Origin of the sequence: Solimonas flava DSM 18980, from assembly GCF_000426685.1 — a bacterium.
GTDB classification, from domain to species: domain Bacteria; phylum Pseudomonadota; class Gammaproteobacteria; order Nevskiales; family Nevskiaceae; genus Solimonas; species Solimonas flava.
In genome coordinates this window covers 557,257-581,847 of record NZ_AUFV01000001.1, presented here as the reverse complement: position 1 = coordinate 581,847, position 24,591 = coordinate 557,257, and the positions used below count along the sequence as shown (strand labels likewise).

The window sequence follows — 24,591 nt, the reverse complement described above, 5'->3', positions numbered from 1 at the left end:
CGATGGGCAAGGGAAGGCTCGAAGCATTCAGCGACGGCGTGATCGCGATCATCATCACGATCATGGTGCTGGAGCTCAAGGTGCCGCACGCGCCGACGCTGGAGGCACTGCGCGAGCTGTGGCCGACGTTCATCAGCTACGTGCTCAGCTTCGTCTACGTCGGCATCTACTGGAACAATCATCATCACCTGCTGCACGCCTGTCGTTCGATCAATGGCGGCGTGATGTGGGCGAACCTGCATCTGCTGTTCTGGCTGTCGTTGTTCCCGTTCGTGACCGCGTGGATGGGCGAGAATCACTTCGAAAGCCTGCCGACCGCGCTTTACGGCGCCGTGCTGCTGATGGCGGCGCTGGCCTGGTCGGTGCTGCAGTACACCATCGTCCGCCACGACGGCCAGCACTCGGTGCTCAAGGCGGCGATCGGGCGTGACTTCAAGGGCAAGATCGCACTGCTGCTGTATCTGGCCGCGATCGTGCTGTCGTTCTACCAGCGCGTGATCGCCGATCTGATCTACGTGGCCGTGGCATTGATGTGGCTCGTTCCGGACCGCCGGATCGAGTCGAGACTGGAAGCATGAGCAAGCGCGACTACTACGAAGTGCTCATGGTCGAAAAGACCGTGAGCGAGGATGGGCTCAAGAAGGCCTATCGCAAGTTGGCGATGAAGTACCATCCGGACCGCAATCCGGGCGACAAGTCGGCCGAAGAGCAGTTCAAGGAGATCAGCGAGGCTTACGAAATCCTCTCGGACGAGAAGAAGCGCGCGATCTACGATCAGTACGGTCATGAAGGCCTGAGCCGCGGCGGTGGTGGCGGCGGCGCCGGCGGCTTCGCCGATATCTTCGGCGATGTATTCGCCGACATCTTCGGTGGCGGCGGCGGCGGGCGCGGCGGTCCGCGTCGCGGCGCGGACCTGCGCTACATGATGGAGCTGACGCTCGAACAGGCGGTGTTCGGCTCGACCGAGAATATCCGCATTCCGAGCTGGGACGAATGCGAGGCCTGCCACGGCCACGGTACCGCCGACGGCAAGAAGCCGCCGACCTGCACGACCTGCCGGGGCTCCGGTCAGGTGCGCGTGCAGCAGGGCTTCTTCGTGCTGCAGCAGACCTGCCCGAACTGCCGCGGTCGCGGCACCACGGTCACCGATCCGTGCAAGAGCTGCCGTGGCGCCGGCAAGCTGCGCCGCGAGAAAACGCTGGAGGTCAAGATTCCCCCGGGCGTCGATACCGGCGACCGCATCAGGCTGTCCGGCGAGGGCGAGCCCGGCGAAGCCGGCGCGCCGAGTGGCGATCTCTATGTGCAGATCAACGTCAAGCCGCACGAGATCTTCGAGCGCGACGGCAACGATCTGCATTGCTCGATGCCGATCTCGGTCGTCACCGCCGCGCTCGGCGGCACGCTCGAAGTACCGACGCTGGAAGGCAAGATCGAGATCGACGTGCCGGAGGGCTCGCAGAGCGGCAAGCAGTTCCGGCTGCGTGGCCGCGGCGTGCGTTCGGTGCGCACCGCTGGCCCGGGCGATCTTTACTGCACGGTTTTCGTCGAGACGCCGGTGCGTCTCAACAAGCAGCAGAAGGAACTGCTCCGCCAGTTCGGCGAGACGCTCGATAAGGAAGGCGCCAAGCACCATCCGGAAACGTCGAGCTGGCTGGGCAAGGCCAAGAAGTTCTTCGACGACCTGACGACCTGAGCGCCGCCGCCGGCCTGTGCCGGCACGACCCCGCGGCCGCATTCCCCCGGCGCCCGCTGCGTTCGCCGCGTTGCCCGCGCGTGCCGGCGGCGCGGTGCTGCCGCAGGCGATTCAGGCCAGCCGGTTCAGGCCGTTGTGCGCGGCGACGCGGTAGGCCTCGGCCATCGTCGGGTAGTTGAACGTGGTTTCGATGAAATAGCGCAGGTTGTTGAGATCGCGGCTCGCCATCACGGTCTGGCCGATGTGGACGATCTCCGAGGCGCGGTCGCCGAAGCAGTGCACGCCGAGCACCTGCAGCGTCTCGGTGTGGAACAGCAGCTTGAGCATGCCGCTGGTCTCGTGCGTCATCTGCGCGCGGGCCAGGCTTTTGAACTGCGCGTAACCGACCTCGTACGGAATCTTCGCCTCGCGCAGCTGGCGCTCGGTCTGGCCGACCGACGAAATCTCCGGCAGCGTGTAGATGCCGCTCGGGATCAGGTCGAGGCGCTGCGGACCGTCGAGTCCGCCGATCAGGTGCTGCACCGCGAACTGGCCCTGCACGTAGCCGGCGCTGGCCAGCGCCGGCGGGCCGATCACGTCGCCGACCGCGTAGATGTTCGGCACTGACGTCTGGTAATGGGCGTCGACCGCGATCTGGCCGCGCGAGTTGATCTGGATCCCGAGCGCCTCGATGCCGAGACCGTCGGTATTGCCGGTGCGGCCGTTCGCCCACAGCAGCACGTCGGACTTGATCTTGCGGCCGGATTTCAGGTGCAGCAGCACGTCGTGCTCGCGCGCCTCGACGTGGTCGTACTGCTCGTTGTGGCGGATCATGCAGCCCTGCTCGCGCAGGTGGTACGAGAGCGCCTCGGCGATTTCGTCGTCGAGGAAGGACAGCAGGCGGTCCTGGGTATTGACCAGCGTGACCTTGGCGCCGAGGTTGACGAAGATCGACGCGTACTCGCAGCCGATCACGCCGGCGCCGTAGATCGTGATCGAGAACGGGTGGTCCGGATAGCTGAGGATGCTGTCGCTGTCGCGGATGCGCGGATGCGTGAAATCCAGCTCCGGTGGATGGTAGGGCCGCGAGCCGGTGGCGATCACGAAGTGATCGGCGCGCAGCGTCACGGCGGCGCCCTCGCGGTCGACCGATAGGGTATTGGCGTCGACGAAGCGCGCGTCGCCGCGGAACACCGGCACCTTGTTGCGCTCGTAGAAGCGTTCCCGGCTGGCAACCTGGGCGTCGACCACCTGGTCCTTGGCGCGCAGCAGCTGCGGATAGCTGACGCGCAGGTCGGCGGCGACCTCGCGCAGCAGCGGGTCGCGGCGGATCGCGGTCAATCGGGTGACGGCCTGGCGCAAGGCCTTGCTCGGGATCGTGCCCCAGTGCGTGCAGCCGCCGCCGACCTCGCGGTGGCGCTCGACCAGGGCGACGCGCCGATGGTTCTTCGCGGCCATCATCGCCGCGCCTTCGCCGGCAGGGCCGGAACCGATCACCACCACATCGTAAGCGTGCATCTCGCGTCCTGTTCTGGTCGCGGATGCCGGTCCACCCCGAACGTCAGCCGCGATGCAGCGAATTGTAAAGCGCGACGTACTCCTGCGTAACGCGGTGGCCGCGGTCGAGGTAGATCATCGGCTTGTGCTGCTCGTGCGATTCCTTGACGCGTATCGAGGACGACAGCGTCTGTTCGAGCACCGGCTTGCCTTCGGCGCGCAGCTCGTCGATCAGCCGCGTCGGCAGCTTCGAGCGTGCCGAGAACTGGTTGGCGACGATACCCTCGACGCGCAGTTCCTCGTTGTGGTCGGCGCGGATTTCATCGATGTTGTCGAGCAGGGTGTAGAGCGCCTGGCGCGCGAACTCGTCGCAGTCGAACGGGATCAGCACGCTGTCGGCGGCGATCAGCGCCGAGCGCGCGTAGAAGTTCAGCGCCGGCGGCGTGTCGATGAAGACGGCGTCATAGCCTTTGAGCTTGCGTAGCGCGTCGCGCAGCTTGTAGATCTTCTGCTTGGCTTCGAGCTTGAGGGCGAGCTCGTCGAGGCGCGGATCGGCGGCGACGATGTCGAGGTTCTCGAACGGCGTGTTGGTGACGTAGGTCACGAACGGCGCCGGCGCCAGCGAGAACGACAGTGTCGATTCGAAGAAATCGGCGATCGTGCGGTCGACCGTCGCGGCGCGCGCGCCGAGCAGGTATTGCGTGGCGTTGCCCTGGGTATCGAGATCGATGACCAGCGTGCGCAGACCGTGGGCCGCAGCGATCGCGGCGAGATTGCAGACGATCGTGGTCTTGCCGACGCCGCCTTTCTGATTGAAAACCACGCGTTTCATGAAAGCTCCGTTCCCCGCGGACATCCCCGTGCCGGATCTCGCATCGATCGTGCCGGGCGCGACAGTGGCAGAATGCTAGCCCAAGCCCGGGCGTCGCGGACTGGCCGAATCGCCAGCCGCTGCCGCAGCGCCTCCGCCCGGCCATAGCCCCCGCCACGTCCATCACCATGAAATCCGAATTGAACGTCTTCGTGACCGGCGCCTCGTCCGGTTTCGGCGCGGCCATCGCGCGCCGCTTCATCGACGAGGGCCACCGCGTGATCGCCACCGGCCGCCGCACCGAGCGCCTCGCCGAACTGGCCGCCGCGTGCGGCGAACGCCTGCTGCCGCTGACGCTGGACGTGCGCGACCACGCCGCGGTCGAGGCGGCGGTTGCCGGCCTGCCGGCGCCGTTCGCCGCCGTCGACGTGCTGGTCAACAACGCCGGCCTCGCGCTCGGCCTGAAACCGGCCGACCAGGCCGATATGGCCGACTGGGAGCAGATGGTCGACACCAACATCAAGGGCCTGCTCTATGTGACGCGGGCGCTGACGCCGGGCATGGTCGAGCGTGGCCGCGGCCACGTCATCAACCTCGGTTCGGTGGCCGGCGAGTGGCCGTATCCGGGCGGCAACGTCTACGGCGGCACCAAGGCCTTCGTCCGCCAGTTCTCGCTGAACCTGCGCGCCGACCTCGTCGGTCGCGGCGTGCGCGTCAGCAACATCGAGCCGGGCATGGCGGAGACGGAGTTCTCGCTGGTGCGCTATCACGGCGATGCCGAAAAGGCCAAGGCGGTCTATGCCGGCACCCAGCCGCTGACGGCCGAGGACATTGCCGACACCGTCTACTGGATCGCGACACGGCCGGCGCACGTCAATATCAACACGATCTCGCTGATGCCGGAATGCCAGGCGTTCTCGTCGTTCGCGGTGAAGCGGCAATCCTGAGCCCCGCAGCGGCCGACCGGCCTACAGCGGGCCGGGCGAATGCCTGACGGGTAGCGGCGCAGCGCTGCTTATCCTCCTCGCACAAGGCGCCTGGAGGAGAGAACATGCGCTCGATCGCAGCCAAGTGCGGATGCGCCGGCGTGCTGCTGGCGCTGGGCGCCGGCGTCGCCGGTGCGGCGGTGACGCCGGACGAGAACGTCGTCGTGTTCCGCCGCACGATCATCGACCAGGGCGTCAGCCGCAGCATCGTCTACCTGCGCCCGCGCCAGCCCCCGGCGACGGCGCCGCCGGCCTTGTTCCTGCTGCCGTATCGCAACGGCAGCGCCGACGACATGGCCGACCTCACGCGCGCCGGCCGGCTGGCGCGCGACTACGGCGCCTGGGTCATCGTGCCGGAGGCCTTCACCGGCCTGTGGAACTACAAGATGCTGTTCGGGCCGCTGACGACGCCGAACGACCTGCTGTTCCTCGATCGCATCATCGACGCGGCCGTCGCCGACTACGGTCTCGATGCGCACCGCCTCTACATGGGCGGCTATTCCGGCGGGGCGATGATGACGCTGCGCTATGTCTGCGAGCGCCCCGGCCGGATTGCCGCGGCGGCGCTGGTCGGCGGCCAGATGATCCGCACGCTGGCCGACAAGTGCGCGACCGCGCCGGCGCCGGCGCTGGCTTTCGTCAACGGCCGCGAGGACCCGGTCGGCCCCTACGACGGCGACCTGACGCTGATGTCCTCGCCCGAGAGTGCGGCGTTCTGGGCGGGCGCCAACGGCTGTGCGCCGGTGCCGCTGCGCGAGACGCTGCCCGATCTCGTCGACGACGGCACCACGGTCGTCGTCGACCGCTACCGCGGCTGCACGCACGGCGAGGCGGTGCGGCTCTACACCGTCGAGGGCGGCGGCCACACTTGGCCGGGTGCGGTCGACTTCACGCCGTCGCTGGGCGAGACCACGCAGGACTTCGACGCGACGACGACTTTCATGCAGTTCCTGCTGCCGTTCTCGACCGCGGAGGGTACGCCATGACCCGGACCTTGTTCGTGTTCGCCGCGGCGTTCGGCGCGGCGATGGCGCAGGCCGCGGCGCCGCAGGGCGCCGAGTTCCGCGTCAACGGCGCGACGGCCTTCGACCAGCAGCGACCGGCGCTGGCGCGCGCCGGCGACGGCCGCTTCGTCATCGCCTGGGACGGCAGCGAGGCGGGCGGGGTGGCGGGCGACGTCTACGCACGCCGCTACGCCGCCGACGGCGCCGCGCTCGGTGCCGGTTTCGTCGTCAACGACACCACGCGCAACCGCCAGTACGCGCCGCGCGTCGCCGCCGATGCCGACGGCGGCTTCGTCGTTGCCTGGCTCAGCAACGCGCAGCACGGCGTCGGCCTGTCGCTGTACGCGCGCCGCTACGGCGCGGACGGCGTGCCGCTCGGGCCGGAGTTCCGCGTCGACGGGACCGGCCGTGCGACCTCGGCGCAGTTCGACGTGGCGATGGCGCCGAACGGCGCGTTCGTCGTTGTCTGGGTCGACCGCGATGCGATCGTCGGCGCCAGCCTGCAGTCGCGCTACGTCAACGCCCAGCGCTATACGCGCGACGGTCTTGCCGACGGCGCGCCGATCACGATCTACAACAGCGCGCTGTTTCAGGTGCGCGTGCCGAGCGTGGCCAGCGACGCGACCGGCAACTTCGTGGTCGCCTGGTTCGTCGGCGCCAACAGCATCTGGGCGCGGCGCTACGGCGCCGACGGCCGGCCGCGCGGGCCGGGCTTTCGCGTCAGCCGTGCCGGCGGCGGCGATGTCGACCGGCCGCAGGTGGCGATGAACGCCGATGGCCGTTTCGCGATCGCCTGGGAAACCGGTGACGACGGCTTCCAGGACACCGGCGTCTATCTGCGTGCCTACGACGCCGGCGGTAGCGCGCAGATGGAGCCGGTGCGTGTCGACCCGCGCCTGCTGCGTTTTCCCGAGCTGGCCTATGCGGACGGCCGCATCGTCGTCGCCGCGCATGGCGACGCGATCTACGCGCAGTGCTGGAGCGTGGCGGGCCGGCCGCTCGGCGGTGCCTTCCGCGTCGATGCGGCGCCTGGCCCGTACACGACGCTGTTCGCCAGCGTCGGCGCCGATCCGGCCGGGCGCCTGGCCTTCGCCTGGCAGGCCTATGCGCCCGCCACCGGGCGCGACGTCTACGCGCGCCGCTTCGGCGGCTGCTGAGCGCTGCGCCGGATCCGGCCGGCCGGGCACGAACACGAAAAAAGGCGGGAGGCGTCGATGCGCCTCCCGCCTTGCGTCGTGCCATCCGCGCCGGCTTGCGCCGCCATCCGGCGTAACCCGTCGCAGCCTCAGGCTGCCATCTGACGCAGCATGTACTGCAGCACGCCGCCGTTCTCGTAGTACTCCCACTCCTTCGGCGTGTTGATGCGCACCCTGGCCTTGAACTTCACGGTCGAACCGTCGGCCTTGCGGGCGCTGACGCTGACTTCGCGGGCGCCGTTGACGAGGTCGTCGATGTCGTACACCTCGCTGCCGTCCAGCCCCAGGCTCTGGGCGTTCTGGCCGTCGACGAAGTTCAGCGGCAGCACGCCCATGCCGACGAGATTCGAACGGTGGATGCGCTCGAAGCTCTCCGAAAGGACCGCCTTGACGCCGAGCAGGATCGTGCCCTTGGCCGCCCAGTCGCGCGACGAGCCGGTGCCGTATTCCTTGCCGGCGAGCACCACGAGCGGCGTGCCGTCGGCCTGGTACTTCATCGCCACGTCGTAGATCGCCTCGACCTCGCCGGCCTTGCCGTCCTTGCCGATGTAGCGGGAGACGCCGCCCTCGACGCCGGGTGTCATCGCGTTCTTGATGCGCGTATTGGCGAAGGTGCCGCGCATCATGATCTCGTGATTGCCGCGCCGCGAGCCGAAGCTGTTGAAGTCGGCCTTCTTGACGCCGTGCGCTTCCAGATACTTGCCGGCCGGGCCGTCCTTCTTGATGTCGCCGGCCGGCGAGATGTGGTCGGTGGTGATCGAGTCGCCGAGCACGGCGAGCACGCGTGCGCCGCGGATGACGGGAATGCCCGGCGCGGTCTTGGTCATGCCGACGAAGTACGGCGGGTTCTGGATGTACGTCGACTTCGGATCCCAGTGATAGGTCTCCGACTTGTGCACCTGGATCGACTGCCAGCGCTCGTCGCCCTTCAGCACGTTCGCATAGCTCTTTTTGAACAGCTCGCTGGTGACGGCCTTGGCGACGACCTCCTGGATTTCGGCGTTCGACGGCCAGATGTCCTTCAGGTAGAAGTCCTGGCCGTCCTTGCCCTTGCCGATCGGCTCGCGGGTCAGGTCGATGTCGGTGGTGCCGGCGAGCGCGTGCGCGACGACCAGCGGCGGCGAGGCGAGGTAGTTCATGCGCACGTCCTGGTGGACGCGGCCCTCGAAGTTGCGGTTGCCCGACAGCACCGCCGAGACGCTCAAGGTGTTGTCCTGGATGGCCTTGCCGATCGGCTCGTCGAGCGGGCCGGAGTTGCCGATGCAGGTCGTGCAGCCGTAGGCCGAGACGAAGAAGCCGAGCGCTTCGAGATCTTCGAGCAGGCCGGCCTTCTTCAGATACTCGGTGACGGCTAGCGAGCCCGGCGCCAGCGACGTCTTCACCCAGGGCTGCGTGCGCAGGCCGGCGGCGCGCGCCTTGCGCGCGAGCAGGCCGGCGCCGATCAGTACCGACGGATTCGAGGTGTTGGTGCACGAGGTGATCGCGGCGATGACGACCGCACCGTCCTTGAGCTCGAAGGTTTCGCCCTTGTGCGTGACCTTGGCCGGCCCCTTCGACGGACGCAGCTTCTGTTCGCCCTCGAAGGCCTTGCGGAAGTTGGCCTTGACGTCGGACAGCAGCACGCGGTCCTGCGGACGCTTCGGACCGGCCATCGACGGCTTGATGCTGCTGAGGTCGAGATGCAGCACGTCGGTGTACTCCGCTTCGGGCGCATCCGGCGTCCACCACAGGCCCTGCGCCTGCGCGTAGGCCTTGACGACGGCGATGTGCTCCTCGCTGCGGCCGGTCAGGCGCAGATAGTTCAGCGTTTCCTCGTCGATCGGGAAGATGCCGCAGGTCGCGCCGTATTCCGGCGCCATGTTGCCGATCGTGTTGCGGTCGGACGCCGACAGGTTGGCGATCGCCGGGCCGAAGAACTCGACGAACTTCTCGACGACGCCGCGCTTGCGCAGCATCTCGGTGACGGTGAGCACGAGGTCGGTCGCGGTCGCGCCTTCGGCGAGCTTGCCGGTGACGCGCACGCCAATCACTTCCGGAATCAGCATCGACGACGGCTGGCCGAGCATCGCCGCTTCCGCCTCGATGCCGCCGACGCCCCAGCCGAGCACGCCGATGCCGTTGACCATCGTCGTGTGCGAGTCGGTGCCGAAGCACGAGTCGGGGTAGAGCACGCCGTCGCTGTTCTCGAAGACGACGCGCGCGAGATATTCGATGTTGACCTGATGGACGATGCCGGTATCGGGCGGCACCGCCTTGAAGTTCTTGAGCGCTTCCTGGCCCCAGCGCAGGAAGGTGTAGCGCTCCTGGTTGCGCTGGAATTCGACCTTGGCGTTGAGTTCGAGCGCGTCGCGGCTGCCGTAGTAGTCGATCATCACCGAGTGGTCGATGACCAGTTCGACCGGGCACAGCGGATTGACCTTGGCCATGTCGCCGCCGAGGTTCTTCATCGCGTCGCGCATCGCCGCGAGGTCGACCACGCAGGGGACGCCGGTGAAGTCCTGCAGGATCACGCGCGCCGGCGTGAAGTTGATGTCTTTGTTAGGCAGCTGCTTCAGGTCCGCGCCGGCGAGGGCTTCGATGTCGTCCTTCGTGGTATTGACGCCGTCCTCCCAGCGCAGGAGGTTTTCGAGCAGGATCTTGTGCGAGTAGGGGATGCGCGAGAGCTTGTACTTCGGCTCCAGCGCCTTGAGATTGAAATACGTGTAGGTCTTCGACCCGACCGTCAGGCTGGCTTTACTCTTGAAACTGTCCGTCATGGCGCGTTTCTCGGTATGGCTGCCGGGATGCCGCAAAGGCAGCGGTGGCTGGACATGAAGGTCTCGCGAGGCGAGCTTCGGATGCACTGATCGTCGCCATTATCGCGCAGCCTGCGCGGCGGCGGTAAAAAAATGAGCCCGCCGGTTTGCACTGGCGGGCTCATTCAACCGCTTGGGTACTGCATTTCGCACCGGCGTCCCACATCGACGCCGCACGGAGACGGCGTCGATGCGCGACGGGCGGAGCTTTAGGCTACTTCCACCGACTTGGCCGTCTCCGCGTACTCTTCGATCTTGTCGAAGTTCAGGTACTGGTAGATCTTGTCGGCGTTCTTGTCGACGATGCCCATCTCGGCGAGGTACTCCTCGCGCGTCGGCAGCTTGCCCATCTTCGAGGCGATCGCCGCGAGTTCCGCCGAGCCGAGGAACACGTTGGTGTTCTTGCCCAGGCGGTTCGGGAAGTTGCGGGTCGAGGTCGAGATCGCCGTGGCGCCTTCCTTCATCTGCGCCTGGTTGCCCATGCACAGCGAGCAGCCCGGCATTTCGGTGCGCGCACCGGCGGTGCCGAAGGTGTTGTAGACGCCTTCCTGGGTGAGCTTCGCCGCATCCATCTTGGTCGGCGGGGCCACCCACAGGCGCACCGGGATGTCCTTCTTGCCTTCGAGCAGACGGCCGGCGGCGCGGAAGTGGCCGATGTTGGTCATGCACGAGCCGATGAAGGCCTCGTCGATCTTGGTGCCGGCCACTTCGGACAGGAACTTGGCGTCGTCCGGATCGTTCGGGCAGCAGACGATCGGCTCCTTGATGTCGGCGAGGTCGATGTCGATGACGGCCGCGTACTCGGCGTCCTTGTCGGCTTCGAGCAGCTGCGGATTGGCGAGCCAGGCTTCCATCGCCTTGATGCGGCGTTCCAGCGTGCGCGCATCCTTGTAGCCGTCGGCGATCATGTTCTTCATCAGCACGATGTTCGAGTTCATGTACTCGATGATCGGCGCCTGGTTGAGCTTGATCGTGCAACCGGCGGCCGAGCGTTCGGCCGAGGCGTCGGAGAGCTCGAACGCCTGTTCGACCTTGAGGTCCGGCAGACCTTCGATCTCGAGCACGCGGCCCGAGAAGATGTTCTTCTTGCCGGCCTTGGCGACGGTCAGCAGGCCCGCCTTGATCGCGTACAGCGGGATCGCGTGCACGAGGTCGCGCAGCGTCACGCCCGGCTGCATCTCACCCTTGAAGCGGACCAGCACCGATTCCGGCATATCGAGCGGCATCACGCCGGTCGCGGCCGCAAAGGCGACCAGGCCCGAGCCGGCCGGGAACGAGATGCCGATCGGGAAGCGGGTGTGCGAGTCACCGCCGGTACCGACGGTGTCCGGCAGCAGCAGGCGGTTCAGCCAGGAGTGGATGACGCCGTCGCCCGGGCGCAGTGCCACGCCGCCGCGGTTCGAGATGAACGCCGGCAGTTCGCGATGGGTCTTGACGTCGACCGGCTTCGGATAGGCGGCGGTGTGGCAGAAGGACTGCATGACCAGATCGGCGGAGAAGCCGAGGCAGGCGAGGTCCTTGAGTTCGTCGCGCGTCATCGGACCGGTGGTGTCCTGCGAGCCGACCGTGGTCATCTTCGGTTCGCAGTAGGTGCCCGGGCGGATGCCCTGGCCTTCCGGCAGGCCGCAGGCGCGGCCGACCATCTTCTGCGCCAGCGTGTAGCCCTTGCCAGTGTCCTTCGGCGAAGCGGGCAGGCGGAACAGGGTCGAAGCGGGCAGGCCGAGGTACTCGCGGGCCTTGGCGGTCAGCGAGCGGCCGATGATGAGGTTGATGCGGCCGCCGGCGCGCACTTCATCAAGCAGCACCGGGCTCTTGAGTTCGAAGTTGGCGGCAACCGCGCCGTTCTTCTCGATCTTGCCTTCGTACGGGAAGATGTCGAGGACATCGCCCATTTCAAACTTGGAAACGTCGACTTCGATCGGCAGCGAGCCCGAGTCTTCCTGCGTGTTGAAGAAGATCGGCGCGATCTTGCCGCCGAGCGTCACGCCGCCGAAGCGCTTGTTCGGCACGAACGGGATGTCTTCGCCGGTCGCCCAGATCACGCTGTTGGTTGCCGACTTGCGCGACGAGCCGGTGCCGACCACGTCGCCGACGTAGGCAACGACGTTGCCCTTCTTCTTGAGGTCTTCGATGAACTGGATCGGGCCGCGCTTGCCTTCTTCTTCCGGCTTGAAGGCGGCGTCCGGGCGGACCATCTTCAGCATCGCGAGGTAGTGCAGCGGGATGTCCGGGCGGCTCCAGGCATCGGGCGCCGGCGACAGGTCATCGGTATTGGTTTCGCCCGGCACCTTGAACACGGTGACGGTGATCTTCTTGGCAACTTCCGGGCGGCTGGTGAACCACTCGGCGTCGGCCCAGGACTGGATCACAGCCTTGGCGTTGGCATTGCCGGCCTTGGCGAGTTCGGCCACATCGTGGAAGAAGTCGAACATCAGCAGCGTCTTCTTCAGCGCCTCGGCGGCGACGGTGCCGACTTCGGCATCGGTCAGCAGGTCGATCAGGGGCTTGACGTTGTAGCCGCCGACCATCGTGCCGAGCAGCTCGGTGGCCTTGGCGCGCGAGATCAGGCCGACCTTGAGGTCGCCGTGGGCGACGGCGGCGAGGAACGAGGCCTTGACCTTGGCGGCGTCATCGACGCCCGGCGGCACGCGGTGCGTCAGCAGGTCCAGCAGGAAAGCCTCTTCGCCCGCCGGCGGGTTCTTGATCAGCTCGATCAGGTCGGCGGTCTGCTGCGCGGTCAGCGGCAGCGGCGGAATGCCGAGAGCGGCGCGCTCGGCAGCGTGTTGGCGATAGGCTTGCAGCATGGTGTTTGGCGGTCCGGTTTCGAAAGAACGGGGATCTGCGGCCGCGCCATCACCCTGGAATCCGCAACGCTGGGGCTCACGGGGCGCTGCGCGCCGCGACCGCCATTGTAGCATCGGACGCTTTCGCGGAGCGCGGTTTGAAGCGCACGGGCGGCGGCGGATGCGCTGCCGCCACGGCCGTTTCAGCCCGCCGCGCGGCGTTCGAGCAGCGCGCGGACGATGTCGCGGTGCGCCTGGCGATCGAGCCGGTAGCCCCACAGCGCGACCATCGACAGCAGCGCGCCGGCCGCCGGGATCAGTGCGATGCTGCCGCGGATCGCCTGCAGGGCGCCGGCCTGCTGCGCCTGGTTGGCGACGAAGCCGCTGGCGTCGAACAGCTGGCCGAGCAGCAGTGCCGACAGGCCGATCGCGATTTTCTGCGTGAACGAGGCGATGCCGAAGACCTTGGCCTCGTCGCGCCGACCAAAGCGCCATTCGTTGTACTCGACGGTATCGGGCAGCATCGCCCAGAAGCAGACGGCGTGCGAGGTCATGCTGATCGCCACCGCCGTCAGCAGCGCGATCGACAGCGGCAGCGGCAGTGGCGCCGGCAGGGCGAGCGGCAGGGCGAACAGCGCGGTGGCGACGCTGCCGAACAGCCATCCGGCGCGCTTGCTCGTGCGCCGGATGATCCAGACCCAAAGCGGCGCGCTGACGACGCTGACCGCCGTCAGCAGCGGCACCGCGTAAGGAATCAGCGCTTCGGCGCCGAGCACGTACTTGAAGAAATACACCAGCGTGCGCGTGTGCAGCGTCAGGGTCAGCGAGATCACGAACTTGCCGGCGAGCAGGCGCAGCAGCGGCGGGCTGGCGCGGACCACGCGCAGGAAGGCGAGGGCGTCCGGCACGAAGGTGCGGGCGTGCGCCGCGCTGACCGCGGCACGCGGGCGCTCATGGACGGTCGCGAAGCAGGCGACGAAGCTGGCCGTCGCCAATACGCCGATCAGCATCGCCGCCGCGGTGTACGCGCCAGGGCCGGCACCGAACGCCGCCGCCAGGCTCGGCAGCAGGTAGGCGACCGCGGCGCCGCCGAGGAAGGCCAGCTGCATGCGCAGGCCGGTCAGCGCGGTGCGCTCGTCGCTGTCCTCGGTGATCGCGACCGACAGCGAGCTGTACGGAATGGCGACCGCCGTATAGAGCGTGCGCACGACGATGTGCGTGACGAGCGTGTAGGCGACGAGCCAGGGCAGCGGCAGCGCCGGACCGGAGAATGCGAGCGCGAACGCCAGCGCCAGCGGCACCGAACCGTACAGCAGGAAGCTGCGGTAGTTGCCGAGGCGGCCGCGCACGCGGTCGGCGACGACGCCCATCAAGGGATCGCTGACACAGTCCCACAGCGATGCGACGAAGAACGACAGGCCGGCCCAGGCCACCGGAATGCCGAGCACGTCGGTATAGAAGAAGATCAGGAACAGGCCGAGGCCCTGCCAGTACAGGTTGAGGCCGAAGTCGCCGATCGCGAAACCGAGCCGCTCGCGCAGCGGCAAGCGGTGGCGCGCACGGGCGCTGGCGGGCGGCGGCTGCGGCATGGTCTCCCCTGGAACGGTCATCGGCGGACAACGGTCGGCGACGCTGGCGCAGTCTCGCACGCGACGCCGGGCCCTGAAACTTCCGCAGCGCTACCATAGCGGACAGACGTGGCGCGACAGCGCGAAGGGAAGGCGATGAAGCCAGGCGACCGCAAACCGACGATCAACGATGTGGCCCGCCTCGCCGGGGTTTCGATCAAGACCGTTTCACGTGTCATCAACAAGGAGCCGAACGTTCGCGACGAGGTGCGCGAGCGCGTGCTGCGCGCGACGACGCAGCTCGGTTATCGGCCGAACTTCTCGGCGCGCAGTCTCGCCGGGCAGCGCTCGTATCTGGTCGGCTATCTGTTCGGCGATGCCGGCGGCGACTACGCGCACCGCGTCGAAGTCGGCATCCTCGACCGCTGCCGCGCCGCCGGCTATCACCTGCTGGTCGAGCAGATCGACGCCGCGGCGCCCGACGTCGCCGAACGCACCGCGGCGCTGGTCACCCAGCTGCGCCTCGATGGTGTCGTGCTGACGCCGCCGATCACCGACCATGCCGATGTGCTGCGCGTGCTGCGCGAGGCCGGCGTGCCGTACGTGCGCATCGCGCCGGACCGTCACGACGACGTCTCGCCGTTCGTCGAGATCGACGACGAGGCGGCGGCCTACGAGCTGACCACGCATCTGATCGGCCTCGGCCACCGCCGCATCGGTTTCATCAAGGGCGACCCTGGCCATGCCGCGGCGCGCCTGCGCTACGACGGCTTCTGCCGGGCCCTGCGCGAGCACGGCCTCGAACTGCAGCCCGCGTTCATCGGCCAGGGCGATTTCTCTTATGCCTCGGGGCTCGCGGCGGCGCGTGGCCTGCTGCTCGGCGGCCAGCGGCCGAGCGCGGTGTTCGCCGGCAACGACGACATGGCGGCGGCGGCGATCGCCGTTGCGCACGAGGCCGGCCTGCGCGTGCCGGCCGAGCTGTCGGTGGTCGGCTTCGACGATGCACCGATCGCCGGCGTGGTCTGGCCGCCGCTGACGACAGTCCGTCAGCCGATCGCGCAAATGGCCGAAACCGCGACCGAGCTGCTGCTGACGCGGGCCGATCCGAAGCGCGGCGGCGAAGCCGGCGAGACGCCGCCGCGACACCGGCTTGCCTACGAGATCTGTCTGCGCCGTTCGACCGCGCCGCCGGCCTGAACGACGGCACCCCGGCCGGAACCGGGGTGCCGTTGCCGCACGGTGATCCCGTGCCGGGACCCGATGCCGCGGGCTAGAACTCGATGCCGAAGTTGGCGCCGAAGGTCCGCGGCGGCAGGTATTGCGCCTGCCAGACCCCGAAGGCGTTCTGGGCGCTGGTCTTGACGTCGTCGTCCTCGACATTGCGCACGTAGACGTCGACATACCAGGGCTGCTGCGCCGCCGTCGTGTAGCGCAGCGCCAGATCGGTGCGCGTGTAGGCGTCCTGGCGGTCACCCTCGCCGAGATTGAAGACGCTGAGCCAGCTCGCCGTCTCGTAGTGGACTGCGACGCGCGGCGCCAGCACCGCGCCGTTGCCGAGATGGAACTTGTGCTCGTACATCAGCTGCGCGGCAAAGCTCGGCGCGTGCGGCAGCTCGTTGTCGGTGACGTCGAGGCAGCTGCTGACGCCGGCGACGGGATTGCCGTGGCGATCGACGCAGGGGGCGGGCAGCGCGTAGTCGTTACTGCCGGCGATCAGCTCGCCGAGCTGGGTGTGCGTATAGGCCATCGACAGCTGCACGCGATCGTCGCGCGTGATCCGGGCGGCGAGCTCGGATTCGATGCCCCAGACCTTGGCGCCTTCGGCGTTCGAGGTCGCCAGCGAATGGGTGCCGTCGGGGTTGGTGACCGGGGCGCTGAACTGGAAGTCGGTGAAGTCCTCGTAGTAGACGGCGTTGTTCCACGTGAGCTTGCCGCCGAAGAAGGTGTTCTTGATGCCGAGCTCGTAGTTCGTCAGTTCTTCCGGCCCGTACTCGCGGCCGCCGTCCTGCAGGCCGCCGGACTTGTAGCCGGTCGAGACGCTGGCGTAGCCGAGGAAGTCCTTGCTGAAGTCGTAGGACACGCGCGTCAGCCAGGTCAGCTTGTTGCCGCTGTAGTGGCCGTCGTTGTGCTGGTAGGTGGTGAAGCCCGAGCCCGGGGCGCGCGGGTCGGTGCTCGGGTCGATCGGCACTTCGCCGAGCGCCGGCGGATTGTTGGCCGGATCCCAGCCGTTGTTGGTGCCGCCTTCGTTCTTGCGGTCGTCGGCGGTGTAGCGCAGGCCGCCGGTCAGGTGCAGGGCGTCCGTCAGGTTCCAGGTCGCCTGACCGAACACGGCCTTCGAATCGACCGTCTCCTTCGGCTGGATGAACGAGCCCTGCCACGACACCGTGCCCTGCTGGGTGCCATTGAAGATCGGGATGTCGAAGCGGATGCCGTTGTCCTCGGCGGCGTAGTAGAGACCGAGGATCCAGTCGACGGTATGCCGGCCGCGCGACTGCAGCTGCAGTTCGTGGCTCTGGTTCTTGTACGTCGACCAGTTGGTGCGGTCCTCCTGGAAGGTGGCGCCGCTGGCGAAGCTGGTCGGCGCCAGCGCGCCGCCGTCCTGATCGAACGTCGACTGGCCGGAGTAGCGCGAGAAGCCGGCGATGTAGGCGAACTCGAGATAGTCGCTGATCGTGTAGTCGACGCGGCTGCGCAGCGTGGTCACGTCGCGGTCGACGTAGGGCGCGGTGTCGATCAGCGCCGACCAGCGGTCCTGGCCGGCGCGCGGCGTTTGCATCAGGTTCATGTTCGGCGTGCCGCGGTCGACGAAGTACTCATACGACAGCGTCCAGCTCAGCCGGTCGAGCGGCTGCCAGAGCGCGCTGACGCGCAGCGCGCTCTGATTCTGCGCGTTGTACTTGTCGCCGCCCTGCACGAACAGGTTCGGGTTGATCGGTTCGAACGGCTTGGTGCCGCCGCTGGCGGCGTAGGCGGCCTGCTGCTCGGCGAGGCTCGGCAGCTTCGGCGCCTGGTAGTCGACGTAGCCGTCGTGCTGTTCGTGCACGAAGGCCAGGCGCACCGCCAGCGTGTCGGCCAGCGGCAGATTCAGTGCGCCGCGCGCGCCGAAGCGGGCATAGTCGCCGATGCCGCCTTCGAGCGAGGCCGAGGTCTGGCCGAGCACCGGCTTGGCGGTCTGCATGTTGACCGCGCCGACCGTCGAGTTGCGGCCCCACAGCGTGCCCTGCGGCCCGCGCAGCACTTCGATCGCGCCCATGTCGAACAGCAGCGAGGTGGCGCCCTCGGCGCGCGGCGAGTAGATGCCGTCGACGAAGATCGCGACCTCCGGGTCGGCGTACTCGGTCTTGGCGCTGTCGTTGCCGATGCCGCGCATCGTCATCGTGATGACGCCGTGGTCGCCCTGGGTCGTCGCCTGGAAGCTCGGCACGAGATGCACCACGTCCTGCACGGTCTGTACGTGGGCGTCGGCGAGGGCCTGCGCATCGAGTGCGGTGACGGCGACCGGCGTGTCCTGCAGCGAGGTCGCGCGCTTGGTGGCGGTGACGATGACCTCGGCGATCGCGTCGTCGGCGGGCGCGGCCCCGGCCGCCGCCGGCGCCGTGTCCTGCGCACGCGCGGCCTGCGTTCCGGCGAGAAAGGCCAGCGCGGCGGCCTGCGTGGTGAACAGTCCGGTCTTCTTGCGGAACGTGAAATCCCTACGGCCCATCGGTGTCTCCTCTCTCTCGTGGCGTGACGCCTTATGCGTTGAACCGGCCTGCGCGTGGCGAGCCCGATTCTTGTATTGGTGGCGATGCTGCCGCCAAAAGACAGCGCTGTCAATAGACCCGATGGACCGCCTGGCGCCGTGCCGCGCGAGGCGAACCGGGGCTCGCCCCGGCAGCGACCACCGAAAGGCGATGACAGCGTTATCATCGCCACCACAAGCGGTTTCGAACCGCGCACGGAGGAGAACCCGATGCTCAAGAATCTGCTGATCGTCGGCGGCGGTACCGCCGGCTGGCTGACGGCGGCGCTGCTGTCGAAGCTGCTTGCAAGCGGCCGCGGCGGCGTCGCGATCACGCTGGTCGAGTCGCCCGACATCGCGACCGTCGGCGTCGGCGAGGGAACCTTCCCGTCGATCCGCGGCACCCTGGCGACGATCGGCCTGTCCGAGGCCGACTTCCTGCGCGGCAGCCACGGCGCGTTCAAGCAGGGCATCCACTTCGCCGACTGGGTGCGCGCGCCGGGCAGTCCGGGCGTGCCGAGCTACTTCCATCCTTTCAGCCTGCCGAGCCAGCGCGGTGCGCTGGAACTGCTGCCGTACTGGCTGCTCGGCGCCGCCGGCGATGTGCCGTTTGCCGAGGCGGTGACGCTGCAGAAGACGCTGACCGACGCGCGCCGCGCTCCGAAGCGCGTCGCCGACGGCGAGTACGAAGGCGCGATGAACTATGCCTACCACTTCGACGCCGCCTGCTTCGCCCAGGTGCTCGCCGCGCACGCCCGCCGCGACGGCGTCGAACACGTGCCGGCGACCGTCGAGCGCGTCGAGCTCGGCGAGGACGGTCATATCGCGGCGGTGCATACGCGCGAGCGCGGCGCATTGCGCGCCGACCTCTATATCGACTGCACGGGCTTTCGCGCGGCGCTGATCGGCGAGGCGCTCGGCACGCGCTTCCAGGGCATGAACGAGGTGCTGTTCAACGACCGCGCGCTGGCGATGCAGGTGCCGTACGCGCGTCCCGACGCGCCGATCGCCTCGTACACGATCGCCAGCGCGCAGGAATGCGGCTGGATCTGGGACATCGGCCTGCAGCAGCGGCGCGGTATCGGCTATGTCTATTCCAGCCGCTATTGCGACGATGCGCGTGCCGAGGCGGTGCTGCGCCGCTACGTCGGCGCCGCCGGCGATGCGCTGCCGGCCCAGCCGATCCGCCTGCGCGTCGGCTATCGCGAGACGCCGTGGTTCCGCAATTGCGTCGCGGTCGGCCTGGCCGGCGGTTTCGTCGAGCCGCTGGAGTCGTCCGGCATCGGCCTGATCGAGACGGCGGCCTACCTGATCGGCCACCTGTTTCCGCATGGCGGCGAACTGGCGCCGACGGCGCGGCTCTTCAACCGTCTGATGGTCGGGCGTTACCGCCGCATCTTCGACTTCATCAAGTTGCACTACTGCCTGACGCAGCGCCGCGACACGCCGTTCTGGATCGACAACGCCGACCCGCGCAGCGTGCCGGATGCCTTGCAGCAGAAGCTGGCGATGTGGCGCACGCGGCCGCCGCACCGCCTCGATTTCGTCACCGACCTGGAGATGTATCTGCCGGCGAGCTGGCAGTACGTGCTCTACGGCATGGAGTTCCGTACCGATCTTGCCGCGCGCCGCTCAGACTTTCCGCGCTACGACGAAGCGCAGCGCGAATTCCGCATGATCCGCGAGGTCGCCCGTCACGCCCTGAACGATCTGCCGGATCACCGCGCGCTGGTCGAGCGGCTATGCGCCGGCGCAGAGCCGCAGCTGGCGCGCGGCGCGTAAGTCCGCGTCAGCCGGGTTTGCGCGGGCAGGTGTTGATGCCGAAGACGCGATACAGCGGGCAGATGCCGATCGTGCCGGTGATCAGCGGGATCAGGCCGAGCAGGCCATACCAGTGCGCCTTGCCGTCGCCGAACACGAAGAAGGCGAGCAGCGCGACGCCGAGCGCGATGCGCACGATGCGGTCGGTGGAGCCGACGTTATTGCTCATCATGGGACGGATGCTCCGGTGTGGGGTTCAGGCTGTGGCGGCGTCCGGCTGCAGCGCCGGGGCCATTTCCTCGTAGGCGGCGACCGCGTTGGCGGCGTACATCAGCGACGGTCCGCCGCCCATATAGACCGCCATGCCGAGCGCTTCCTCGATCTCGAGGCGGGTCGCGCCGGCCTTCAGCAGTGCCTGCATGTGAAAGCCGATGCAGGCGTCGCAGTGCGCGGCGACGCCCAACGCCAGGGCGATCAGCTCCTTGGTCTTGGTGTCGAGCGCGCCGGGCTTGGTGGCGGCGCGCGCCAGCGCGCTGAAGCCGGCCAGCGGTTCGGCGATATCGGCGCGCAGCCTGGCCAGATTGCGCGAAACCTCACGCGTGATGTCCGTGTACTTGCCCGCGCCGTCGGCCATGCCCGCACTCCTTGATTGATTCAGTGTGCAATAGGGTCCTCGCCCCGGCGTCGGCGGGCATTGATCGGCATCAAGCCTCGCGCCTTATGGGCAGAAGCCGTCGCCCGGATTCGAGTCGAGCTGCAGTTCGGTGAAGCTCAGTGCGAAGCGGCCGGCAGTCGCCAGCTCGAACGGACGCTCGACGCGGGCGAGGTCGGCGCCGGCCGCCGCGAAGCAGGCGAGCTTGATGCGCGCGGTGCGCCAGACGCCCGGCGGGGCCTGCGCGAACAGCGCGGTGGCGTCGAGCGTCGCGCCGCAGCCTTGGCCGCAGCCGAGGTGCAGGCGCACCGGCGCATCCGGCGCGGCGTCGACGCGGTATTCGAGACGCAGCACCATGTCGCCGTTGGCCTGGCGGCGCAGGTCGGTCGGCGGGCCTTCGACGTAGACCGCGGCCTCGCCGTCGCCGCGCCAGCGCAGCGACTTGGCGTCCTCCTGCGCGCCGGCGTCGATCGAGCGCACCTGCAGCCGGCCCTGCGGGGTCGACTGCTGCGAAGCCTGCAGATCGACCGTGCCGCCGGCGTCGCGCGCGCGCAGCTGCCAGGGCGGCGTGCTGCGGCCGCGCGCGTAGTAATTGCCGCGGTTGACGAGCGCCGAGGCGGGCACGCCGGAGGCTTCGCTCAGCATCGGCACGCTCACCGTGTCGGCATCGCGCAGGCCGTAGCCGAACGCGAACAGCGGGTCGTAGCCGGGATCGCCGCGGTTCAGCACCGTCTGCGCGGCGCTGCGCGGCCACGACGATGGCAGCCGGCCGCGGAAGTCGTAGGCGATGCGCCCCTGGCGGTCACGGAACAGCAGATCGGCGATCGCGGCGCCTTCCGAGCCGGGCAGCCAGGCCGCGACGAAAGCCTGTGAGGCATTGATCTCCGGATTGACCCACAGCGGGCGCCCGGACAGGAATACCGAAACGACCGGGATGCCGGCGTCGCGCAGGCGCCGCAGCAGGGCGAGGTCGCGCTTGTCGCCGGCCTGGTATTCGAGCGTGTCGAGATCGCCCTGGAACTCGGCGTACGGCAGCTCGCCGTAGACGACGATGGCGACGTCGGGCCTGGTCGCGTAGCGGCCGTCGGCGCGGTACTCGACCTCGCCGCCGGCCTCGCGCACGGCGGCGCGGATGCCGTCGAGGATCGTCGTCGCATGCGGGAAGTCGGCGCGCGTGTTGCCGGTGCCCTGCCAGGAGAGCGTCCAGCCGCCGGCCTGGCGCGCCACGTCGTCGGCGGCGTCGCCGGCGACCAGCACGCGCTGCTGCGGCCGCAGCGGCAACAGCCGCTCGTTGTTCTTCAGCAGCACCAGCGATTCGCGCGCCGCTTCGCGGGCCAGCGCGCGGTGCGCCGGACTGCCGAGTTCCTCGTCGTGCCCGGCCAGCGGCCGCCGCGACGGTGCGCCCTTGTCGAACAATCCGGCGAGCAGCTTGACGCGCAGGATGCGTCGCACGGCGTCGTCGATGCGCGCCGCCGGAATCTCGCCACGTCGCGCCTGCTCCAGCGTGTTCGTGTACAGGCCGCGCCAGCAGTCGGCCGCCATCGCCATGTCGATGCCGGCGTTGAACGCCGCCGCGCAGCTCTCCTTCGTGCAGCCGGGGATCTGGCTGTGCGCGTTCCAGTCGCTGACGACGATGCCGGCGAAGCCCATGCGCTGCTTGAGGATCGTCGTCAGCAGATCGTGGCTGCCGGCGAGCTTTTCGCCGCGCCAGCTGCTGAACGAGGCCATCACGGTCAGGCTGCCGGCGGCGAGCGCCGGCGGATAGCCGGCGTTGTCGATGCGGATCAGCTCCGCCTCGTCGGCGCGGTTGTCGCCCTGATCGACGCCGCCGGCGGTGCCGCCGTCGCCGAGATAATGCTTGGCCGAGGTGATGGTGCGCGTCGCGTCCATGAATCCGGCGCTGCCGTAGCGGCCCTGCAGGCCTTCGACGATCGCCGCCGCGTAGTCGCGCACCAGGTCCGGATCTTCGGAATAGCTTTCGTAGGCGCGGCCCCAGCGGTCGTCGCGGACCACGGCCAGCGTCGGCGCGAAGCTCCAGTCCAGGCCGATCGCCGCCACTTCGCGCGCCGTCGCGGCGCCGATGCGTCGCACCAGCTCCGGATTGCGCGTCGCGCCGAGGCCGATGTTGTGCGGGAACAGCGTGGCGCCGACCAGATTGTTGTTGCCGTGGATGGCGTCGATGCCGAACATCACCGGCACCGGCGTGTGGCCGGGCCGCGCTTCGGTCGACGCCCGCCAGAATGCGTCGGCGAGCGCGAGCCACTGCGCCGGCGGCGCGCGGTCGTTGCCGCCGGGGCCCGAATTGCCGCCGGCCAGCACCGAGCCGAGCGGATAGGCGCGCAGGTCCTCGGGCGTGATCGTCGAAATGTCGCCCTGGATCATCTGGCCGATCTTTTCATCGAGCGACATGCCGGCCATCAGCGCCGTGATGCGCGCCTCGAGCGCCGGATCGCGGTCGAGCGCCGCGGCGGGATGATCGGGCCACAGCGCCGGATGGACACGGGCGTCATCGGGTGCGGCGACCGCCCTGGCGGCGAGCGGCGGCAACGGCGGGCGGCTGCACGCGGCGGCGAGTGCGGTTGCCGCGAGCAGGGCGGCGAGGGCGCCGCGCCGCGATTCAGCGCGCATGGCCGGCCTCGGCCACGCCCAGCGCTGCCGCCGGTGCGGGCCGGCCCCAGACCTCCTGCATCTGTTCGAGCGTGCGGCCCTTGGTTTCGGGCACGAGCTTCCAGACGAACAGCGCCGCGGCGAGGCTCATCGTGCCGTACAGCCAGTACGCGAAGCCGTGGTGGAAGGCGGCGTTGAGCACCGAATTGCCGTCGAGCACCTTGAAGCTCCACGACACCAGCAGATTGGCGATCCACTGCGCGGCGACCGCCAGCGCCATGGCCTTGCCCTTGATCGCGTTCGGGAAGATTTCGGAGAGCAGAATCCAGACGATCGGCCCCCACGAGAACGCGAAGCCGGCGATGTAGACGATCATCGCCGCGAGCGCCGCCAGGCCGAGATGCTGGCTCGCGAACAGGCTGCCGAGCGCCAGCATCGCTGTGGCCATCAGCAGCGCGCCCCACAGCATCAGCGGCTTGCGGCCCCAGTGGTCGACCTTGAAGGTCGCCACCAGCGTGAAGGCGACGTTGGCGATGCCGACGATCACGGTCTGCCACAGCGCGCTGTCGGTGCTCGCACCCATGTTCTGGAACATCAGCGGCGCGTAATACAGCACGGCATTGATGCCGACCAGCTGCTGGAACACCGACAGCAGCACGCCGACGATCACGACCTTGCGGCCGAATGCGAACAGCGGCTCGCGCGACACCACCAGGCTGGCCTCGATCTCGCGCAGTGTCTGCTGCGGACGCGCTTCGCCGAGCCGGCCGAGGATCGCCAGCGCGGCGTCGTCGCGGCGGCGCATGACCAGCCAGCGCGGCGTGTCCGGGGCCTTGAGCAGCAGCAGCACGAACAGCAGGCTCGGGATCGCCTCGGAAGCGAACATCCAGCGCCAGCCCCAGGCGTGCAGCCAGGCTTCGTCACCGGTGCGCGCGATCGCCCAGTTCACGAAGTAGACGCCGACGATGCCGATCACGATCGCGATCTGGTTCAGTGACACCAGCTTGCCGCGCACGGCGGCCGGGGCGATCTCGGCGATATACAGCGGCGACACCAGCGAGGCGATGCCGACGCCGAGGCCGCCGATGATGCGGTAGACGTTGAACGGCAGCAGCGCGTCGGGGCCGAGTCCACCGATCGGGCCGAGCCCGAGTTCCGGCAGCGCCGAGCCGATCGAACAGAGCAGGAACAGCAGCGCGGCGACGATCAGCGTCGTGCGCCGGCCGAAGCGGTCGGCGAGGGTACCGGCGATTGCGCCGCCGAAGACGCAGCCGAACAGCGCGCTCGCCACCGTCAGGCCCGACAGGGACGAACGCGCCGTTTCCGAAAGGCCGCGCGGATCGATGAAGTTGGCGTCGATCGAGGCGATCGCGCCCGAGATCACCGCCGTGTCGTAGCCGAACAGCAGGCCGCCGAGCGTCGCGATCAGCGTCAGGCTGAGAGTCAAAGGGGGTACGCGCGGCGGCATCGGGTTCTCCTCCGGACCGGTCTTGGCCGGTCGCTGTGTGCGCTTCGGGACGAAGCGGAGCTAAGATCGA

The 24,591-nt window shown here is 68.6% G+C and carries 17 protein-coding genes; 7 read left to right on the top strand and 10 right to left on the bottom strand.

Going from position 1 to position 24,591, the window contains the following annotated elements; translation table 11 throughout:
* Window positions 1-2 precede the first annotated feature (2 nt).
* Both K343_RS0102540 and dnaJ read left to right on the top strand, forming a co-directional pair.
* Window positions 3-578 carry a TMEM175 family protein gene (locus K343_RS0102540; RefSeq protein ID WP_028006721.1) on the top strand — a complete coding sequence of 192 codons (576 nt, stop codon included), beginning with the start codon at window positions 3-5 and terminating at the stop codon, window positions 576-578.
* Complete coding sequence (dnaJ, locus tag K343_RS0102535; RefSeq protein WP_028006720.1) at window positions 575-1,693, top strand: molecular chaperone DnaJ; 1,119 nt, start codon at window positions 575-577, stop codon at window positions 1,691-1,693. The genes K343_RS0102540 and dnaJ overlap by 4 nt, the downstream gene beginning before the upstream one ends.
* 111 nt (window positions 1,694-1,804) lie before the next feature.
* Here the strand turns inward: dnaJ and sthA are convergent, their stop codons facing one another.
* Both sthA and K343_RS0102525 read right to left on the bottom strand, forming a co-directional pair.
* Complete coding sequence (sthA, locus tag K343_RS0102530; RefSeq protein ID WP_028006719.1) at window positions 1,805-3,190, bottom strand: Si-specific NAD(P)(+) transhydrogenase; 1,386 nt, start codon at window positions 3,188-3,190, stop codon at window positions 1,805-1,807.
* Window positions 3,191-3,233: 43 nt separating this feature from the next.
* Entirely contained in the window at window positions 3,234-4,001 is a 768-nt protein-coding gene (locus K343_RS0102525; protein WP_028006718.1) for a ParA family protein, read from the bottom strand.
* A gap of 167 nt (window positions 4,002-4,168) precedes the next feature.
* Between K343_RS0102525 and K343_RS0102520 the strand changes: the two genes are divergently transcribed.
* The 3 genes from K343_RS0102520 (at window position 4,169) to K343_RS0102510 (ending at window position 7,127) form a co-directional block, all read left to right on the top strand.
* A complete protein-coding gene (locus K343_RS0102520; protein ID WP_245585097.1) occupies window positions 4,169-4,927 on the top strand; it encodes an SDR family oxidoreductase in 759 nt (252 codons plus the stop codon).
* A 104-nt stretch (window positions 4,928-5,031) separates the two neighbouring features.
* Window positions 5,032-5,952, top strand: a complete 921-nt coding sequence (locus K343_RS0102515; RefSeq protein ID WP_028006716.1) for a CE1 family esterase — start codon at window positions 5,032-5,034, stop codon at window positions 5,950-5,952.
* A complete protein-coding gene (locus K343_RS0102510; protein ID WP_028006715.1) occupies window positions 5,949-7,127 on the top strand; it encodes a hypothetical protein in 1,179 nt (392 codons plus the stop codon). The genes K343_RS0102515 and K343_RS0102510 overlap by 4 nt, the downstream gene beginning before the upstream one ends.
* 128 nt (window positions 7,128-7,255) lie before the next feature.
* On the opposite strand, the gene acnA is transcribed toward K343_RS0102510, so the two are convergent.
* From acnA to K343_RS23155, 3 genes are all read right to left on the bottom strand, one after another.
* Window positions 7,256-9,922 carry an aconitate hydratase AcnA gene (acnA, locus tag K343_RS0102505; RefSeq protein WP_028006714.1) on the bottom strand — a complete coding sequence of 889 codons (2,667 nt, stop codon included), beginning with the start codon at window positions 9,920-9,922 and terminating at the stop codon, window positions 7,256-7,258.
* Window positions 9,923-10,170: 248 nt separating this feature from the next.
* Window positions 10,171-12,765 carry a bifunctional aconitate hydratase 2/2-methylisocitrate dehydratase gene (gene acnB, locus K343_RS0102500; protein WP_028006713.1) on the bottom strand — a complete coding sequence of 865 codons (2,595 nt, stop codon included), beginning with the start codon at window positions 12,763-12,765 and terminating at the stop codon, window positions 10,171-10,173.
* 182 nt (window positions 12,766-12,947) lie between these two features.
* Window positions 12,948-14,333 carry an MFS transporter gene (locus tag K343_RS23155; protein WP_028006712.1) on the bottom strand — a complete coding sequence of 462 codons (1,386 nt, stop codon included), beginning with the start codon at window positions 14,331-14,333 and terminating at the stop codon, window positions 12,948-12,950.
* Between the two features lie 135 nt (window positions 14,334-14,468).
* Here K343_RS23155 and K343_RS0102490 point away from each other — a divergent pair, with 135 nt between their 5' ends.
* Window positions 14,469-15,509: a LacI family DNA-binding transcriptional regulator gene (locus tag K343_RS0102490; RefSeq protein ID WP_028006711.1), complete on the top strand. Its 1,041-nt coding sequence runs from the start codon at window positions 14,469-14,471 to the stop codon at window positions 15,507-15,509.
* A gap of 73 nt (window positions 15,510-15,582) precedes the next feature.
* Here K343_RS0102490 and K343_RS0102485 read toward each other — a convergent pair whose 3' ends face one another.
* Complete coding sequence (locus K343_RS0102485; protein WP_154662419.1) at window positions 15,583-18,015, bottom strand: TonB-dependent receptor; 2,433 nt, start codon at window positions 18,013-18,015, stop codon at window positions 15,583-15,585.
* Window positions 18,016-18,264: 249 nt separating this feature from the next.
* Here K343_RS0102485 and K343_RS0102480 point away from each other — a divergent pair, with 249 nt between their 5' ends.
* Window positions 18,265-19,815 (top strand): tryptophan halogenase family protein, encoded by a 1,551-nt coding sequence (locus K343_RS0102480; RefSeq protein WP_028006709.1) that lies wholly within the window; start codon window positions 18,265-18,267, stop codon window positions 19,813-19,815.
* A gap of 7 nt (window positions 19,816-19,822) precedes the next feature.
* Here the strand turns inward: K343_RS0102480 and K343_RS0102475 are convergent, their stop codons facing one another.
* From K343_RS0102475 to xylE, 4 genes are all read right to left on the bottom strand, one after another.
* Entirely contained in the window at window positions 19,823-20,026 is a 204-nt protein-coding gene (locus K343_RS0102475) for a YgaP family membrane protein (RefSeq protein WP_028006708.1), read from the bottom strand.
* 24 nt (window positions 20,027-20,050) lie between these two features.
* The gene (locus K343_RS0102470; protein ID WP_028006707.1) at window positions 20,051-20,428 is read right to left on the bottom strand and encodes a carboxymuconolactone decarboxylase family protein; all 378 of its coding nucleotides are present in this window, start codon (window positions 20,426-20,428) and stop codon (window positions 20,051-20,053) included.
* Between the two features lie 84 nt (window positions 20,429-20,512).
* Window positions 20,513-23,074, bottom strand: coding sequence for a glycoside hydrolase family 3 protein (locus tag K343_RS0102465; RefSeq protein WP_028006706.1), 2,562 nt, complete (start codon window positions 23,072-23,074; stop codon window positions 20,513-20,515).
* Window positions 23,064-24,521 carry a D-xylose transporter XylE gene (xylE, locus tag K343_RS0102460; protein ID WP_043111869.1) on the bottom strand — a complete coding sequence of 486 codons (1,458 nt, stop codon included), beginning with the start codon at window positions 24,519-24,521 and terminating at the stop codon, window positions 23,064-23,066. The genes K343_RS0102465 and xylE overlap by 11 nt, the downstream gene beginning before the upstream one ends.
* Window positions 24,522-24,591 lie beyond the last annotated feature (70 nt).